General features: G+C 59.9%; 17 protein-coding genes. 10 read left to right on the top strand and 7 right to left on the bottom strand.

Annotated features, from left to right (window positions below; all coding sequences use genetic code 11):
* The 5 genes from RFN30_RS27750 to RFN30_RS27730 form a co-directional block, all read left to right on the top strand.
* A partial coding sequence (locus RFN30_RS27750; RefSeq protein WP_320265249.1) for a DUF5801 repeats-in-toxin domain-containing protein occupies positions 1-2,473 on the top strand: 2,473 nt, incomplete at its 5' end.
* A 72-nt stretch (positions 2,474-2,545) separates the two neighbouring features.
* Positions 2,546-2,914 carry a hypothetical protein gene (locus RFN30_RS27745; RefSeq protein WP_126085827.1) on the top strand — a complete coding sequence of 123 codons (369 nt, stop codon included), beginning with the start codon at positions 2,546-2,548 and terminating at the stop codon, positions 2,912-2,914.
* 37 nt (positions 2,915-2,951) lie between these two features.
* Positions 2,952-4,298 (top strand): ABC transporter substrate-binding protein, encoded by a 1,347-nt coding sequence (locus RFN30_RS27740; RefSeq protein ID WP_320265248.1) that lies wholly within the window; start codon positions 2,952-2,954, stop codon positions 4,296-4,298.
* A gap of 48 nt (positions 4,299-4,346) precedes the next feature.
* Entirely contained in the window at positions 4,347-4,499 is a 153-nt protein-coding gene (locus RFN30_RS27735; protein ID WP_320265247.1) for a hypothetical protein, read from the top strand.
* Positions 4,484-5,485: a phosphatase PAP2 family protein gene (locus RFN30_RS27730; RefSeq protein WP_320265246.1), complete on the top strand. Its 1,002-nt coding sequence runs from the start codon at positions 4,484-4,486 to the stop codon at positions 5,483-5,485. The genes RFN30_RS27735 and RFN30_RS27730 overlap by 16 nt, the downstream gene beginning before the upstream one ends.
* A 5-nt stretch (positions 5,486-5,490) precedes the next feature.
* Here the strand turns inward: RFN30_RS27730 and RFN30_RS27725 are convergent, their stop codons facing one another.
* From RFN30_RS27725 to RFN30_RS27695, 7 genes are all read right to left on the bottom strand, one after another.
* The gene (locus RFN30_RS27725; RefSeq protein WP_320265245.1) at positions 5,491-6,591 is read right to left on the bottom strand and encodes a phosphatase PAP2 family protein; all 1,101 of its coding nucleotides are present in this window, start codon (positions 6,589-6,591) and stop codon (positions 5,491-5,493) included.
* Positions 6,591-7,631, bottom strand: a complete 1,041-nt coding sequence (locus RFN30_RS27720; protein WP_320265244.1) for a phosphatase PAP2 family protein — start codon at positions 7,629-7,631, stop codon at positions 6,591-6,593. Before RFN30_RS27720 ends, RFN30_RS27725 begins: the two co-directional genes overlap by 1 nt.
* A 126-nt stretch (positions 7,632-7,757) precedes the next feature.
* Positions 7,758-8,303 (bottom strand): A24 family peptidase, encoded by a 546-nt coding sequence (locus RFN30_RS27715; protein ID WP_320265243.1) that lies wholly within the window; start codon positions 8,301-8,303, stop codon positions 7,758-7,760.
* Positions 8,300-8,851 (bottom strand): tetratricopeptide repeat protein, encoded by a 552-nt coding sequence (locus RFN30_RS27710; RefSeq protein WP_320265242.1) that lies wholly within the window; start codon positions 8,849-8,851, stop codon positions 8,300-8,302. Before RFN30_RS27710 ends, RFN30_RS27715 begins: the two co-directional genes overlap by 4 nt.
* A gap of 54 nt (positions 8,852-8,905) precedes the next feature.
* Positions 8,906-9,862: a type II secretion system F family protein gene (locus RFN30_RS27705; protein ID WP_320265241.1), complete on the bottom strand. Its 957-nt coding sequence runs from the start codon at positions 9,860-9,862 to the stop codon at positions 8,906-8,908.
* A gap of 8 nt (positions 9,863-9,870) precedes the next feature.
* A complete protein-coding gene (locus RFN30_RS27700; protein WP_320265240.1) occupies positions 9,871-10,842 on the bottom strand; it encodes a type II secretion system F family protein in 972 nt (323 codons plus the stop codon).
* A complete protein-coding gene (locus RFN30_RS27695) occupies positions 10,842-12,227 on the bottom strand; it encodes a TadA family conjugal transfer-associated ATPase (protein ID WP_320265239.1) in 1,386 nt (461 codons plus the stop codon). The genes RFN30_RS27700 and RFN30_RS27695 overlap by 1 nt, the downstream gene beginning before the upstream one ends.
* Positions 12,228-12,723: 496 nt before the next feature.
* Here RFN30_RS27695 and RFN30_RS27690 point away from each other — a divergent pair, with 496 nt between their 5' ends.
* From RFN30_RS27690 to RFN30_RS27670, 5 genes are all read left to right on the top strand, one after another.
* Positions 12,724-12,936, top strand: coding sequence for a Flp family type IVb pilin (locus tag RFN30_RS27690; protein ID WP_320265238.1), 213 nt, complete (start codon positions 12,724-12,726; stop codon positions 12,934-12,936).
* A gap of 93 nt (positions 12,937-13,029) precedes the next feature.
* Positions 13,030-14,064, top strand: coding sequence for a Flp pilus assembly protein CpaB (gene cpaB, locus RFN30_RS27685; protein WP_320265237.1), 1,035 nt, complete (start codon positions 13,030-13,032; stop codon positions 14,062-14,064).
* A gap of 124 nt (positions 14,065-14,188) precedes the next feature.
* Positions 14,189-15,577, top strand: a complete 1,389-nt coding sequence (locus RFN30_RS27680; RefSeq protein ID WP_320265255.1) for a type II and III secretion system protein family protein — start codon at positions 14,189-14,191, stop codon at positions 15,575-15,577.
* Positions 15,564-15,851 carry a hypothetical protein gene (locus RFN30_RS27675; RefSeq protein WP_320265236.1) on the top strand — a complete coding sequence of 96 codons (288 nt, stop codon included), beginning with the start codon at positions 15,564-15,566 and terminating at the stop codon, positions 15,849-15,851. The genes RFN30_RS27680 and RFN30_RS27675 overlap by 14 nt, the downstream gene beginning before the upstream one ends.
* Positions 15,852-15,920: 69 nt before the next feature.
* On the top strand, positions 15,921-17,447 hold the full coding sequence (locus tag RFN30_RS27670; protein ID WP_320265235.1) for a TadE/TadG family type IV pilus assembly protein: 1,527 nt from the start codon (positions 15,921-15,923) through the stop codon (positions 17,445-17,447).
* Positions 17,448-17,452 lie beyond the last annotated feature (5 nt).

Below are 17,452 nucleotides of genomic sequence, written 5' to 3'. Positions count from 1 at the left end.
CGATGGCGACAACGATCAGGCGACCTCGACGGTCAGCACCGATCTTGGCGGCAACATCGGCTTCGACGACGACATCCCGTCGCTGACGGTCGGCACGGTCAACGACAGCGCCATCACGCTGGTGACGCAGGACGCCCAGACGATCGGCGCCAACTCCGACACGGCAAGCGCGAGCTTCGCGGCCGCCTTCCTGGCGGCGGTGACGCCGAGCTATGGCGCCGACGGCGCCGGCTCGACGGTGATCAGCAACTACACGCTCAACGTCACCAACTCGGCCTCGGGCCTGACCAGCCAGGGTGAGGCGATCACCCTCAACAAGGTCGGCAACGACATCATCGGCCAGAACTCGCACGGCGACATCTTCAAGATCTCGGTCGATGCCTCCGGCACGGTGACGCTGACCCAGTACCAGCAGATCGACCACCTGCCCGAGAGCCTCAACACCTCCAACGACAACTTCCACATCGACCTTGCCGCCGGCAAGGTGTCGCTGTCGGCGACGGCGACGGTGACCGATGGCGACAACGATCAGGCGACCTCGACGGTCAGCACCGATCTTGGCGGCAACATCGGCTTCGACGACGACGTGCCCTCGGTGACGATAACCGCGGCTCCGGCGACCAAAGTCGCGCTTGATGAGACAGCGACCTCGAGCGGCGTCGCCACGATCGATACCGGCGCGATCGTGAAGGGCGACGATCCCGACGTATCGGGTTCGGGCTACATCTCGACGGCGACAAGCGTTGGAGCTCTGGTGACGGTCAACGCGGCGTTCGGAGCGGATGGCCCGGCAGCCTCGGGCAATACCACCTATGCGCTGACGGTGACGAACACCAATTCGGGCCTGACGCTGACCGACGGCTCGGCGATCGTCCTGCAGCAATTGGCCAATGGCACGGTTGTCGGTGTCGTGTCGGGCGGCGCCTTCGACGGCCAGGCGGCTTTTGCGATGACGATCAACGCCGCGACAGGCGCGGTCATGGTCGAGCAGTATCTATCGCTGGACCATCCGGCCGAAGCAACGGCCGCCAACAGCTTCAACAGCTATGACGAGACCCTGACCCTGGCCGCCGGCAGCCTCGGCGTGACGGTTACGGTCACGGACGGCGACCACGACATGGCGACGAGCAACACCGCCGACGTGTCGAACCAGATCACCTTCGACGACGACGGGCCGACCTTCACACATATTCAGAATGCGATCGTCGCCAATCAGGACAACAACGTCGTCACCGGCACGCACGACCTTGCCTTCGGTGCCGATGGCGAGAAGTCGATAGAGATCACACCGCTCACCAACATCACCGGTGTGACATACCTGCCTATCGTCCACAACGTCGACGGCTCGTCGGACCTGATCGCACAGGTGAATGGATCGAATTTCTTCGATCTGAAAGTCAACCCGGACGGCACCTACACGTTCACCCTGATCGAGTCCCGCCCTGTTGCCGACCAGACATTCGATTTCAGCGGTGTGTCTGGCGGCGCGAGCACCATACAGTTCACCCTGGGAGACGCCACGTTCAAGGCGGTTGATACCAACAACAATGGCAGTATCGGCACCGCCGAAGAGCTGAAGCCGACGAGCAATGGCTTTGGCGTCCAAAATGGAAATCTGGATGTGGGAGAGCAGTTCCAGATCAACTTCGCTACAGGGGTCGACAAGCTGAACTTCTTTGTCGAGCATGAGGCCGCAGGTGCGTTCACCATGACCTGGAAGACTGACACCGGGCTGACAGGTACAGCCACGACCAGCGTGGACGGTTTGCTCACCATCAATCCGACAGGTGATTTCAACTCCATCACGTTCACGGTCACGGAAGGCAAGGCCAAGTTCGACAATTTCGGTTACTCGAAGCTCATCCTGCCATCGGATCAGACGTTCAACTTCTCCGTTTCCGGTGTGGACGGAGATGGCGATCACTCCGCATCGCAGACCTTGTCCGTCACCACCTTGGGCGAACACCCGGCGGGTACCCCGATCAATGGAACGGCGGGCGATGACGCCATATCGGGCACGTCCGGCAATGACACCATTTACGGACTTGGCGGCCATGACACTCTCTATGGCGGTGCCGGAGCCGATCAACTGCTCGGCGGTGACGGCAACGACATCCTGATCGGCGGTGCCGGCCAGGATACGCTAACCGGCGGCGCGGGCGCCGACACGTTCAAGCTCGATCAGCTCGAACTCAACATCAAGGATCTGATCACCGACTACCATGGTGCAGGCCCTGGCGGCGAGGGGGACAAGATCGATCTGTCTTCGCTGTTCGACACGGCCGCGGGAGGCAACATCGCCGACTACGTGAAATACGATTCGGCTTCTCATACGCTGAGCGTGGACACCAACGGCACGACGGGTGGTGCCAACTTCGTCGATGTCGCCGTCCTGCAGAACGGACCTGCGGCCGGCACGATCAACATTCTCTACGACGACACCAACCACGTGCAGCACACGGCCACGATTTAGCACTTATGCGTGGCTGCACTTCCATGCTATGCATTAGCGAAGCTTGAATTGGTAATTTGGAGAGGGACTTACATGAAGCGTGGTGCAAGATTTCTGGCTTCGGCCACGGCGTTGCTGCTGGCCGGATCGACGGGCTTTGCCGCCGACATCATCGGCGAGCCGGCGGTGAACTATTGCCGCACCGTCGGCACCTCCGACCTGGTGCTGACCGACAACATGGTCGAGCTCAAGGACAAGGTGGTGAAGCTGATGGACGACTCCATCTCCGTCGCCAACAGCCCGGAATGGATCAACTCGTCGCGCCCCGCCTTCGTCTGGGCATCGGAAGCCAAGGTCGCCTGCGGCAAGGCCTATGGCTATCTCAAGACGAACTACAAGGACGAGGACTATCTAAACAAGTGCGAGTGCTTCCACGACCGCATGGTCGAGTACATGCACTGAGCCGACGGGCGAACGCCGACCGGCTGCGATGATGGCCATGAGAGCCTGGGCGGAGGCGGCTGCCTTCGCGCGCCCGACGCCGGTTGCCGCGCATGCCGGCAAGGCGCTGAATTTCCGACGCGGGTATTCGCGCACTTTTCCTGGACCTGCTCTAGCGCTCGCCTTTGTCGTTGTCGCGGCCGTCTCAGGCTGCCAGTCGAAAAAGGGCGCGTCGGACGTGCTCGATCCCTCGGCGATCGCCGCGCCGACAAGCCAGGCCGCCAGCCCCGCCGTCGCGCCGACGCAACAGGCCGGCGGCACCGCCGCCGCGCCCGCGCAACTGACCGCCAGTTCCGCCGCGACCACCGCGCCGAAAGGCAACCTGACGCTCGGCACCGGCTCGACGAAGATAACGATGCTGCTGCCGCTCTCAGCCCCCGGAAGCGCGGGCGAGAACGGCAGGAAGATGTATGACGCAGCGCGTCTCGCGATGACCGATCTCGGTGACAAGCTGGTGACGCTGACGATTGAGGACACGCGCGGCGACAGCGGCTACGCCAAAGACCTGGCGGTGAAGGCGATCACCTCGGGCGGCGCGAAGGCCGTCATCGGGCCGGCCGAGCTCGCGGCGGCGCAGCACCTTGCCAAGCTCTCCGGCACGCAGCGGCCGCCGGTGCTGGCGCTGGCCGACAATTTCGCCGGCGGCCCGGGCGTCTATTCGGTGCGGCTCAGCGAGGCCGACAGCGCAGCGGCGGGCGCGGCAGCGGTTGCCAGCAAGGGCGCCAAGAAATTCGTGCTGCTGGTGCCGGCGGGCGCCGGCGCCGGCGCCGTCGAGGCCCGGGTCACCAACGCGCTCAGCATCTATGGCGCGACGCTTGCCGTGACGCTCCCCTATTCGGCGTCGGACGGCGCGAAGGTAGTGTCGGACATGGGCTCGCTGGTCGAAGCGCCCGACGCCGTCATCATCGCCAGCGGCGACGGCAGCCCGACAGCCGTGCTTGCGGCGCTCAAGGCGAAAGGCATTCCGGGCAAGGCGGTCAGCCTGATCGGCACCGAGCGCTGGCTCGAGCGCCCGATCGATCCGCTCTATGAGGGCGCCTATATCGCGACGCTCGACCAGAGCGAGACCGGGCCGATCGCCGACCGTTTCAAGGCGACCTACAACTACCAGGCGGACGTCAACGTCGCCTACGCCTATGACATGGTGGCGCTGTCGGCCGGCATTGCGAGTTCGGTCGGCCCGGACGGTTTCTCCAAAAAGGTGCTGGAAAATGCGAGCGGTTTCCGCGGCTCGACCGGCCTGTTCCGCTTCCGCGCCGACGGATCGAGCCAAAGATCGATGCCGTTTTTTAAGGTGGAAAAGGGTAGACTGAAGCTGGTGGAGAAACAGACCTCGGGGTTTTGAATTTCACTGGGGTGGTGGTCGTTGGATTTTCTTAGGAAGCTTCTCATTTTGGCCGTTGTCGGCGCGGTGGGAGCCGGCGCCGTCGCGCTTGCCGAACGGCTGATGTTCGAGGCGCCGAGACCAGCCGTGTCCGGCGACCCGCCGCCTCTGCCTGTCATCAAGAAAAAGCCGGTGCGGCAACGGAAATGGCGCCTGACATAGCTGCCGAACAATCGCGGTTCTCAATCTCGGCAAAGCTCGCAGTGGTTTGCCTGTGCTATGCCGGGCTTGCGGCCTATCTGTTTCCCGACACCTATTTCGCCGCGCTGGGCACATCCAGGCTGAAGCTGCTTTATCTGTTGCTGCCCTTCCTGATTCTGATCGGGCTGGCGGTTGCGGCAATCATCAACCAGCCACGGGCCCCAGCGAGCTGGCTGCGGCACAAACTGGCGTCACGCGGTCCGGGCGCAACAATCACGCTCGGAGTTTTCATCCTTTGCCTTGCCGCATTCACCGCGTTCAAGCACGAGTTCTCGCAGATGGCGCCGTTCTTTGCCGATCAGATCCTGGCAAGGATCGACGCCGCTTTGCATTTCGGCGATCCATGGAGATGGGCGCGCGCCCTGCCGGTTCCAAACATCGCGGATCGGGCGCTCTACATCCTGTATTCGCAGCTTTGGTTCGTTGTGCTTGCCACTGTCGTCGTCGTCGCGGCCTGGCTCGACGACGCATCAAAGCGGCAGCGCTATTTCCTGTCGCTGATCACCTGCGCGGTCGTTCTGGGCATGGCCGTCAGATTGGCAGCGTCGTCTGCAGGGCCGATCTTTTACGACCGGCTGTTCGATCCGGATATGTTCGAGGACCTGATCCGATCGCTTAAGGCAAGCGATGCCGGACCGGACACCCTTCTCATCACCGATTACCTTTATTCGTCCTATACGACCCACAAGGCCTCGATCGGGACAGGCATTTCAGCGATGCCCAGCTTCCATGTCGCTATTGCGGTGCTGAACGCGCTTTTCCTTTCGAGCTTGAACCGATGGGCCGGTGCCGCAGCGTGGATCTATGCGGGCGTGATCCTCTTCGGCTCCGTCTATTTCGGCTGGCACTATGCCATCGACGGCTACTTCTCGATCATCGCGACCATTGTGATATGGCGCTACAGCGGGCGGCGCATCGGAGATGGCGCGTCGAGATGGGCGCCTTGAAAAGGTCAGCCGAAATCGAAATCGGATGTCGCGTATTTTGTGGTAGCCATACCTGGATCTTTTGAAAGCCGCCGCGCCAGGATCCAGATGACCGGCGTCGCCAGCATGGAGGCGTAGCCGTCAATGGCGTAGTGCCAGGCCAAGTGCACGGCGCCCAATTGAATGGCGATCAGGAAGATCGCGCCGGCCCAACGCAGTATCCCGCCAAAGCGCCACAGATAGATCGCGTTGAGCGTGGCCACGGCCACGTGGAGCGAAGGGAATGCTGATATGCCGCTGCCCAGGCGAGGACCATCGAGGGCAGCGTTGGCAAGAAGAATCCCCTGTGCGTGGAGAGCCCACACGGGATAGACCGTGTTTGTCGCCTGAAGGTAATCCATCAGTGGGGAGAACGTATCATCGCCATAGAAGGGCATGATGAAGGCAGGTCCGACCGAAGCAAAAATGGTCGCTACGGCGTTCCCCAGAAGCACCCAGGTCAGGACAAACGCCACCAGATATTGCGACCGAAGGCGCTTATTGCCTGTCGAGAACGTGACGCAAAACAGCACGACAAGCATCACCACGAACCAAAGATTGTAGAGAAAGTTCAGGGCAAAGGTCAGCGGCCCGGCTCCGAGGAGAGGGTGCAATATCCTCCAGGCGTCCTGGCCGCCATGGATCATCCTGTCGACCGCGATAATTGCGGAGTCGGCATAGAAGGGCACGATCCTGCTGAGGCCGCCCTTCATGCTGGTGAATAGCGAAAAGAAGACAGGCAAGGTCAAGGCAACCGGCAAACCTATGACGAGCCGGTTGGGCAAGTCGTTTTCCAACAAACGGCGGACCAGACGAGGAAACAGTCGCTCCGGCCGTTCAAGCATGACGCGCGTCGCAACGATGGCAAAGAGGATAAACGCTACTCCGCCCCCGAATAGCAGGAATGGTTCGCTGTAGATCTGAGGATCGAGTGGAATTTGCCAATAGCTCGCAGCAAAGACGACCGCCACCGCGTAAGTCGTCAATGTCACGAAGAACGGCCGGTTAGCGTGCCAGGACTCCGAGCAGACATGTGCAAGACCGACCATCGGCATCTTCGGCGTTCTCGAGAAGAGCTTGGCGATCATCAAGCCTCTGGGCGCGGGCAGTTTTTCGACAGCCAACCGGCGACGGCCCAGATGGCGGATGTTGCAAGGATTGAAACATATCCATCGACAGCATAATGCCAGCCGAGATGCACCGATCCCAGTTGGATAGCGACTAGAAACGCGATGCTGCCCCACCGCAGCACGCGGCCAAAACGCCAGAGATAGATCGCGTTCAAAGTCGCGGTGGCGACATGAACCGACGGAAAAGCCGAAATGCCGCTGCCCAAACGTGGGCCATCGAGTCCGGCATTCGTCAGCAGATAGCCCTGCGTATACAGCGCCGAAACGCGATAGGTGGTATCGGTCGCCTTAAGGTAGTCCATCAGGGGAGAAAACGTGCCGTCGCCGTAGAAGGGCATGACGAATGCCGGTCCGACTGAAGCGAATGCCGCTGCCAAAACGTTGCCAAGCAACACCCAGGCGAGGACGAACGCGACTAGAAATTGTGAGCGCAGTCGCTGGTTCCCGGTCGAGAAGACCGCGCAAAACAAAACAATGAAAACCTCGGCAAACCACAGATTGTAGAGGACGTTCAACGAGAAAGTAACAGGGCCAAAGCCAAGCATGGGGTGAAAAAATCTCCATGCATCGACGCCGCCATGAATTGCCCTGTCGATCGCGATGAGAGCCGCGTCGGCATAGAAGGATTGAATCTTGCTGATGCCTCCCTTCATGCTGGTGAACATCGAGAAAAAGATCGGGAGGACGAGCGCGACCGGCAGCCCAACTACAATTCGATCCGGCAGGTTGTTAGCCAGCATAAGATCTTTCAGCGCACGCAACGGCTGCCGCGGCCGCTCGATAATCAACCGACCGAAAACCAGTACAACAAGTATCAGGGTTACCGCAGATCCAAAAAACAAGAAGTTTTTATTGTAGAGCTTTACATCGATAACAATTTTCCAGTTCGCCGCAGCGATAAGCGCGATTAGAACATAGGCTGTTACCGCCACGAAGAATGGTTGATTGGCGCGCCACGCCTCCGAACTGCTGCGAACCGCCAGTCGCGCTATTGACATGGAAGGCCCCCCCGGACCTAAGCGCTAGAGCGTTTCACCGTTTCATGGAAACGGCGAACCGCTCTATCTCTTTGTTTTGACGCAATTCCGGACGGAAAACCGTTACACACTTTTCCTGGAATTGCTCTAGTTAAGCTGCTGCAGTACCCCCGAGCTGCTGGCCAGCATCACGCCGCCATAGATCTGGAACAGGATTGCGCAGATCGCGGCGGCAGAGATCGGCACCCCGAATGGCACGACACCTTTCCTGTCCATGTGCTGGACGTAGAGACGGAACGCGCCCGCCGGCAGGAGAAATGGGTTCTTGACCAATGCCGCGGTTGCCAGCGCGAAGATCAGCAGGAAAATTGTGAACACGACGAGGCCGTTTCCGCCAATCAGAAGCGGCACGGCCGCCATCAGCTTCACGTCGCCGGCGCCGAGCTTGCGCAGGACCCAAAATGGAAACAGCGCCACGAACAGCAGGACACAGCCGATCGCGCTCAGGCCCATGTCCCACCATGATCCGGCCTGCACGGACACGAGCTGGAGCGAACCGAGACCGAGGCATATCAGGAGCAGCACGTCACGGTTGGCAATCTTCTGCGTCGTGAAATCGGTCCAGGCGATCTTGCCGAGGAGCGGGATGGCCAGCGCCCTGAGCAACAGCGATGCGGCCAGCAGGAGGCTCATGACCGCTCTATGTTTTGCACACTGGACGACAGCAGCTTCAGATTGTTGGCCACGGTCGGATCGTTGGGCGCTAGCTCATAGGCCTTGAGGAAATTCGTACGCGCTTCCTGCAGCTTGCCGCGCAGCAGATAGGAGTAGCCGAGATTGTTGTAATATTCCGGCGTCGCGCCGAGCAGGCGATAGGCCCGGCTATAGGCAAGATCAGCCAGATCGAAGCGCCGGATGCGGTCGCAGGAAGCGGCAAGACCCAGCCATGCGACCCCGTCATTGGGGGCCAGCCGCGTGGCCTTGTAGAAAAGGGCGCCGGCGTTGCCGTAGTTCTCGGAACGGAATTGTGTCTTGGCCTCGGTGACCGCCTGGTCCGAGGCATAGTAGTCGACGTCGCTGATCGTCTTCAGTCCGTCGAAGGTGTCGCCAAAGGCCGTGTAGTCGCCCTTCGCGGGCTCGTTGGTGCGCACGACGCCGCTGGTGGCGTCGGTCGACTGACAACCAGCAAGCATGACCAGCAGCAAACCGGCTGCGGCGGCGAGGCGCGTCGGCCTTGTCATCTTTTGCTCCAAGGAGCCCTCCGACTCAATTTTAGAACCTAATCATATGGCGGATCAGAAGAAAATGCCCTTCATGCGAATGATGACAGGTAGCATAATCACCATCATCACCACAGGGAAAATGCAAAGCCCGAGTGGAATCATCATTTTGACGGGCAAGGAATTGGCGCGTTCTTCCGCCTGGAGAATGCGCTGGTCGCGCATCTCGGCGCTGTAGACGCGCAAGGCATCCGTCAGGCTGGTGCCGAGCTCTTCAGACTGCCGGAAGAGCACCGCCAAGGCTTTCGCCTCCTCCAAGCCGATACGATCGGCAAGCTCGCGCAGCGCCTCGCGCAGCGGCTTGCCGGCGCGCAGCTGCAGATTCATGATCGAGAGCTGGATGCCAAGCCATTTATGGGTGCCGGCGAGTTCGTGGCTGACCCGCTCGACCGCCGCCTCCAGGCTCATGCCCGCATCGGCGCAGGTGATCATCATATCCATGAAATCGGGAAAGGCGCGACGATAGATCTGCTTCTGCTTGTTCTCGAAACGATCCAGCATGATGCTCGGTATGACGACGCAAGCAAGGCCGAGCAGTGCGGAGCCGGCCAAAGGAACGAACCCGGGCAGTCGCGGGGGCAGCACCCGGGACAAGAGCGCATACATGAACACAAAGCCCACGCACACACAGGCCAGGCGAGTAAGCGTATAAATTAAAGGTGCGCTCTTCTGATAGAAACCAGCGCGGAACAGCTTCGCCTCAAGCGCATCCGGCTGCATGTGTTCCTTTTCAACCGCCTTGAAGTAGGCATCGATCGGCTTCTGCGCTGCGAGCCTGGCGCGCTGATCCTGGCCGAGAATGGATCGCGGGTCGACTGAGCCCTCGCCCAGAAGGCTGTCCGAAACGAGCTTTCGGGTCTGCATTGCGGGCATGAGAACCAGTGCGGCGAACAGGAACAAAGCCACAGCCGCCGCGAAAACGGCGAGGGAGACCAGAAAGGTCAGGTCGTTCATGTTCGAAAGAAGGCTCATGGTCACTCCTAGAAGTCGAAATTGACCATGCGATACATGATGTAGTCGCCAAGCAACGCCCACCCGCCGAAGACGGTGAACACCGGAAAGATGACCGGACTATGCCAGATCTTTCCATAGTACGACGGCGAAATGACCTGCAGTATCAGGAACATCGCAAGCGGGAACAGCGAGATAATCCATGCGGAGACTCGCCCTTCAGCCGAGAGAGCTCTGATCTTCATCCGCAATTTTTGCCGTTCGCGAAGAACGGACGAAAGATTGGCGAGTATCTCGGTGAGGTTGCCGCCGGTTTTCGATTGGATCGAAAGGGAAACCGTCAGCAAATGCAGACCCTCGAAACCCACTCGTTCCGACAGCTTTCTTACAGCCTGCTCCATGCTGAGCCCGAAGGTGATTTCGTCGGCGACGATGCCAAATTCCGTTCCGAGCGGGTCCGACATCTCACGAGCGACGAGACCTATGGCAACAGAGGCAGGGTGCCCAGCGCGCAGTGAACGAACAATCATGTCCAGGGCATCGGGGAGTTGCTTGGCGAACTTCTGGATTCGCTTGTTGCGGGCGCGCCGAAGGACAAGAAGGGGCAGCGCGAGACCCACGACCAAAAACGCGATCACCGCCCAGACAACCGAAAAGCCGAAAAGCAGTGTCAGCATCAGCGCAATCACCAACCCGGCAAGCAGGAACACCGCGGCAAAAATCAGCGGGTTCCCGGTGATTCCGGATTGTGTGTACAGCCGATTGAGCCACACAAAGCCATAGACAAAGTCTCCGGATTCGGTCAGGCCGCGTTCACGCAATAAGCTTTTTAGCGTCTTTTCCGCCGGCGCTTCATCAGCCAGGCGGCGGATCCTGTGATTGACCGCGGCGAAACGTGAGCGCCGACCGGCCAGCGAAAGATAGAAGGCCTCACCGGCAAGAATGACGGAAGCCGCCGCAACGGCGTAGATAAAATAGACAAGCGCCTGTCCAGTCAGCATCACAAGGCAACCTGCGGGTTGAACACATCCTTGCCAAAATGGAGACCAAGCGTGGCGGCCTCGGAAGCGAACCGCGGACGCACCCCGGTCGCGCGAAACTCTCCTATGATCGATCCGTCGGCGGCCACCTCGCGTCTCACAAAGTGATAGATTTCCTGCAACTGGACGACATTGCCTTCCATGCCCGTCAGCTCCGAAATGGAGACCACACGCCGGCCGCCATCGGAAAGTCGTTGCGTCTGCACGATGATGTCGATGGCGGAGGCGATCTGAGCGCGGATGGACTCATGAGTCATCGGCATGCCGGCCATGCCGACCATCTGCTCCAGGCGCGATATGGCATCGCGCGGCGTGTTGGCGTGGATCGTCGTCATCGAGCCTTCATGGCCGGTGTTCATGGCCTGCAGCATGTCGAAGGCTTCCTCGCCGCGCACCTCGCCGACGATGATGCGGTCCGGCCGCATGCGCAGCGCGTTCTTGACCAACTCACGCTGGCGAACCTCGCCCTTGCCCTCGACATTGGGCGGCCGCGTTTCCAGCCGGCCGACATGCGGCTGCTGCAATTGCAGTTCCGCAGCATCCTCAATGGTGACCAGGCGCTCTTTGGCCGGGATATAGCTCGACAACGCGTTGAGCAGCGTCGTCTTGCCGCTGCCGGTGCCGCCCGAGACCAGGATCGATTTGCGCGCCTGCACGGCAATCCGCAGCATATCGATCATCGGCTGGCGGATCGAGTTGAATGCCATCAAGCGTTCGAGCGAATAGGGATTCTTGGAGAATTTTCGGATCGACACCAGCGGGCCGTCGACAGAGATCGGCCGCACCGCGATGTTGACGCGTGAGCCGTCGTCGAGACGCGCGTCGACCATTGGTGACGATTCGTCGACGCGCCTGCCGATGTTCGAAACGATCTTGTTGATGACGCGCAGAAGATGCGGCTCGTCGCGAAAACGGATCGAGGTCTCCTCGATCACGCCGCGGCGCTCGATGAAGACGCGTTCATGCGTGTTTATCATTATGTCGGTGATCGAGTCGTCCTTGAGCAGCGGCTCGATCGGGCCCAGGCCCAACATCTCGTCCGCCGTATCGCTGGTCAGCTGATCGAGCTCGCGCGCATTGAGCGGCACATTTCGCCCGCGCACGAATTCACGCACGATCGGCCGGATCTCGTTGAGGATCTCGTCCTTCGAGGCATTCTCAAGAGCGGCGAGGTTGAAGCGGTCGATGAGATGGCGATGCAGCTCGACTTTCAGCGTCAGGAAATCGTCACTGTGCGGCTCGGCTTCCGCGGCCGGGACAACTGCCGGTCCATTTGCCGCTGTGATAACTGCGGTCGGCGGCGCCACGCGCTGCTCTCCCGACCCTTTGATGAAGCGACCCAACATGGCGCTGACCCCCTGCCAATTTCCCCCGCAGCGAAACTAAGCGTTAACCACGAGGGGCACAAGCGGCGCGGAGGACACAGTCGAAGTATTACTTGCGACATAGTTAAGAAAGCCGCATATGAGAAATCGTTTTATTTTGCCCCGCTCCCGGCGCACCGACCAAAGTCTTAGGACCTTTGCCACCCCCATCACACCTGTTCGGGTAAATTGCCAGATATAATGATTTATGCGTTATCCCTAATGTGGCGGAACCGTCGGCCGAACGAGGCAGAATTGTGAACGAATGGTTAAGATCGCTTGAAAAACGAGGCGAATCAAGCTCTTGTGAAAAATGAGAAACCTTCGGATCGAGTATTCAAAGGTTAACGGACTGTTAATCCGTTTGACTCGGCTTTTTTGCGGGACAAGGATTGAACGTGACGGGGGATGCTTGGGTTTGGGGTTCATTCCTTGGCTCTGTCTCGTCGGGTTCAAACCTCCAAAGGGAGAAATTGGCATGAAAAAGCTCATGACGATGACCCGGCAGTTCCGCGACGATGAAAACGGCGCTGCTATGGTCGAATATTCGATCCTGATCGGCATCATCGCGGTTGCGGCGATCGGCGTCATCATCGGCATCGGGGGCTGGGTGACCGGCCGCTTCACGCAACTCTGCAGCGCCATGAACAACTCAGGCGAAGGTTCCTGCGCCAGCGGCGCCGGCTCTTGATCGTTTGAAGAAATCAGGCCCGGATTGTGCAATCCGGGCCTGGACTTAGTGGTGGCGGGACGTCTCCCGCATTATTGGCTCGGGGCTGGGGTTATGCGCGCCAACACACTCATCATGATCGTCCTTGCCGGCATATTCGGTGTGCTGGCGGTCGTCCTTGCGAATATTTGGCTGGCGGGCCAGCGCAATGCGCTTGCGCAATCCAACGGCGTGCAAGCAGGCAGCATTGTGGTCGCGGCAATGCCGCTGAAATTCGGCGACACGCTGAGCGCCGACAAGTTGCGCGAAATTGCCTGGCCGGCCGGGGCAGTGCCGGCGGGGGCCTTCAAGACAGTAAAAGAGACCTTGGCCGGCAACGGAACGCGTCAGGCCCTGCAGCCGATCAGCGTCAATGAACCAATCTTGGCCAGCAAGATCACCGGCGCCGGACAACGCGCCACCCTCTCGGCCGTGCTCGCCGAAGGCATGAAGGCCGTTTCCATTCGCGTGAACGACGTGCTGGGCGTCGCAGGATTTGTCTTCCCTGGCGACCGCGTGGATATTTTGCTCACTCGCACCGTGCGCAGCGAGGAAGGCGCCGACAAGAGTTTCGTCGACGTGCTGCTGCAAAGCGTGAAAGTGCTTGCCGTCGACCAGGTCGCCGACGAAAGCAAGGAGAATCCGCAAGTGGTCAAGGCTGTGACTGTCGAGGTCAGTACCAAGGACGCTCAGAAGCTGACCCTTGCCGCCGGTGCCGGTCAATTGTCGCTGGCGCTTCGCCAGACCGCGGCCAACAAGGGCGAGACGACGGAAAGAGTCACACTTGCAGACCTGACCGGCGATACGCCGGAGGATGTTGCCAAGAGGCAGGCCGAGCTCGAGCGGCAGAAGGCTGCAGACGCCGCGGCCGCCGAAGAGCGCAAGCGCGCCAACGAAAAGATTGATGGCTTGGCCCAGGCCGTGGAACGGGTCGGAAGCCAGATAGATCAATTGAGCAAGGTGAAGCCCACTGTGGCACCCGCACCACAACCCCAAGAAGTTGTAAAGGAAGTTGTAAAATATGTGCAGCCGGAACCGCCAGCGCGGGCTACAATCGGAGTATTTCGCGGCGTGAAGCTCGAAACATACGACGTGCCGCGACAGCGATAGCGAAAGGCGCATTCGGATAGGGGGATCCGGGTGGGTCCGCTGGGATGGATCCGCAAGGGGGACAATCTAGATGCGAATTTTTCGGGGATCACTGGCCGCCGCCGCTCTGGCATGGTCCTGTATTGTGTTGCCGTTGAGCCCCGCGGTTCATGCCGCCGACCGCTTCATCGATGTGTCGAACCCGTCGCTGCACCGCGTGTTTGTGCCGATTTCGCAATCCGCCACGATCCAGGTCAACGCGACGCTTGGCGATATCGTGGTCGGCGACGAAAAGATCGCCGATGCCCAGCCGATGACCGACAAGACGCTCTACATTATCGGCAAGAGCATCGGCACCACCACCGTCAACCTGTTTTCCGAGGACAAGCGCTCGCTGGGCGCCATCCAGATCGAGGTCGGCCAGGATGTCAGCGACATGGCGGCCGCGATCCGCCAGGTGGCGCCGAAGGCTCGCATCGAAATCGGCTCGATCAACGGCAAGGTCCGACTGAGCGGCCATGTCAAGGACGCCGCGACGCTGGCATCCATCGTGGAGGTGACACAGCAATACGGCCCCGACGCCATCATCAATGCAGTCACCATCGATGACAGCGAGCAGGTCAATCTCTCGGTGCGCATTCTGGAAGCCAAGCGCAATGCCGACCGCGATCTCGGCGTCTCGTTCAAAGGAAATAATGGGAGCGGCACCACGCGTTTTGGTACAGGCATCGGCACTGTTGACAAAGACGGCGTTGAACTCGGCGCGGGAGAACTTGTATCGGGCCTTTTGTCCAAAACCACTCCCTTCGGGGCATTGATCACTCGTATCATCGACAGCAATGTCAAGGTCGATCTGATCATCGAGGCGCTGGAGTCGAAAGGTGTCGTGCGTACGCTGGCCGAACCGAATCTCACCACACTTTCCGGCGAAACCGCCAGCTTCAACGCCGGCGGCGAGGTGCCAATCCGCACCGTCCTCAATGACGCGGTGAGAATCGAATTCAAGCAGTTCGGCGTTAATCTGAACTTCACGCCTGTCGTGCTCGATGACGGCAAGATCCATATGAGGCTGGCGCCGGAAGTCAGCGACCTGACCGGCTTCACCCCTGCAGGTGACCCGATCTTCACAAATCGTAAGCTGCAGACCACGGTCGACCTGCGCGATGGCCAGAGCTTCGCGGTGGGCGGCCTGCTCTCCAGCAAGAACACCAGGCTGCAGGAACAGGTGCCCTGGCTCGGCCAGGTGCCGATCGTCGGCGCGCTGTTCCACAATTCGAGCACGCAGAAGGAAGAGACCGAACTGGTGGTCATCGTCACGCCGCATGTCGTGCGGCCGGTGAAACCTGGGCAGCAATTGGCGACGCCCTTCGACAAGACGAAGCCCGCCAACGATCCGGAGCTCATGTTGCTTGGCCAGCTCGAAGTCAACAAGGATATGATCAGGAAATATGAGCATGGCGACGGCGTCACCGGCCCTTACGGCCACATGCTGGATGTGAAATCGAAGGACAAGCTGGCCTATGTCAAGAAATAAGCTCCTGCTCGTCCTCCTCGGTTCCAGCCTGCTTGCGGGCTGCGCGGCGGACTATCTGAACAATTACGACACCATGACCTTGGCGTCGGGCGACTCGCAGAAAGCCAACCAGCTGCTGCAGACAGTCGATCCGTACAACCCGGCTTCCAACAACACCAAGATCGAAGGCAACGGGGCGCGGTCCGTCGGCGTCGTTCAGCGATACAAGTACCCGCCGGCGCCGGCGCCAACGACAAACATGACGGTGAATGTCGGCCCAGCCGGCACGCAGTGAATTAAGCAGAAGGATGCGGTGCGTCAGGCGAGCGAGGACGCCTGGCACGAATGGAACAGAGAGTAGATCATGTTGAGGACCATTCGTGAATTCTGGAACGATCAACGCGGCATAGCGATGATCCTCGTGGCCATCATGCTGCCGGTGCTTGTCGGCTTTGCATTGGTGACTATCGACATGAGCCGGGCCACCGGACTGCATAACGACCTGCAGAAAGGTATCGACGCTCTATCGCTTGCCGCAGCGGCCGAGCTCGACGGCAGATCGGACAGCATCACGAGGGCCAATAGGGCTGTCACCAATCTCATCGCCAACAGGACACTGTTTTCGACATCAGGCGATCACCAACTCGCCCTCACCGATGTAACGGTAACTTACCTGACGGGAATACCGGCCAGCGACAACACACGACTGAGCGCCGCCGGTGTCGATTCGAACGGCGTGAACTGGGCCAGCACGGATCCAAAGGCGGTGTCATTCGCGGAAGTGACGGTGAACGCTTCAGGCCTGACTGACGGCGCGGGCGCCTTCGCGACGATTTTTCCGGCCAATTTCCTGGGTGCCAGCGACACGATGGACATTGATCCGCAGGCGGTGGCCGGATTCACTCAGGATATCTGCGAGACCGTGCCGGTCTTCATGTGCAACCCGTTCGAGACAACGACGCCGGCGACCAGCAAGACCATCCAGCAAGCCTTCACGACAGGCGACACCTATAGTCGCGAGTTCCACATCCTGCAGACCAGCAACGATCCAGGCCCAGGCAATTTCGGCCTGCTCGACAATAATTTGCAGTCGCTACGAGACGCCATCGCCATGGGTACGGCCGGCACCTGCTATAACCGGAATGCATTAACCACAAAAACCGGCGTCACCCTTGGTCAGGTCAACACCGGGCTCAATGTACGCTTCGACATCTACAGCGCGTCGCTCAATAAGCAGGACAAGAACTGGGACTATCGCCCGGCAAGCAACGTCCGCAAGGGGCAGAAAAAGAATACCTGCAACAAGTACGATCCCGTGACGGACAATTCGGCGCTGCCTCTCCCTCCCGGTGTTTGGGATGCCGGCAATATTGCCTACTCGCAGAAGATCACCAACGCATCGACTTTTTATCAGCAGTATTGGAACATCAACCACAAGGGCGCTTCCGTTCCGAGCATCCCAAGCACGAGTTACCCGACCGGAGATACAACTCAACCCGCGTCCCGATACGATGTCTATAAATATGAGATCAACAACAACAAAGTTGCCGACCAATCGAACAATCCGACCAATGAAGTCGGCACGCCGCAGTGCTTCAACAACGGCAAGGCGCCGAACCCGACGTCCGACCCCGATCGCCGTTTGCTAAACTTGGCCGTCGTCGATTGTCTTGCCAACGCCGGTGCTATCCGCGGCCACACATCTATAAAGGCGGACGGATATGCAAGTATCTTCATCATCACCCCCATCCAGAAGGTCAACGCAAGCAATAACGATGAGGGCACGGGTGCCGAGAAGCCAATCAGCTTCGAGATCGTCGATGTCGATGGCCCACTAGGAAACGGGTCGCTCGACAAGGCTCTCCGGAACGAAGCGCAACTCTACCGGTGAGTGTC

This window comes from Mesorhizobium dulcispinae, from assembly GCF_033977345.1.
Lineage (GTDB): Bacteria > Pseudomonadota > Alphaproteobacteria > Rhizobiales > Rhizobiaceae > Mesorhizobium > Mesorhizobium dulcispinae.
The sequence above is the reverse complement of the archived record's forward strand: the minus strand, read 5'-3'. Positions and strand labels throughout refer to the sequence as shown.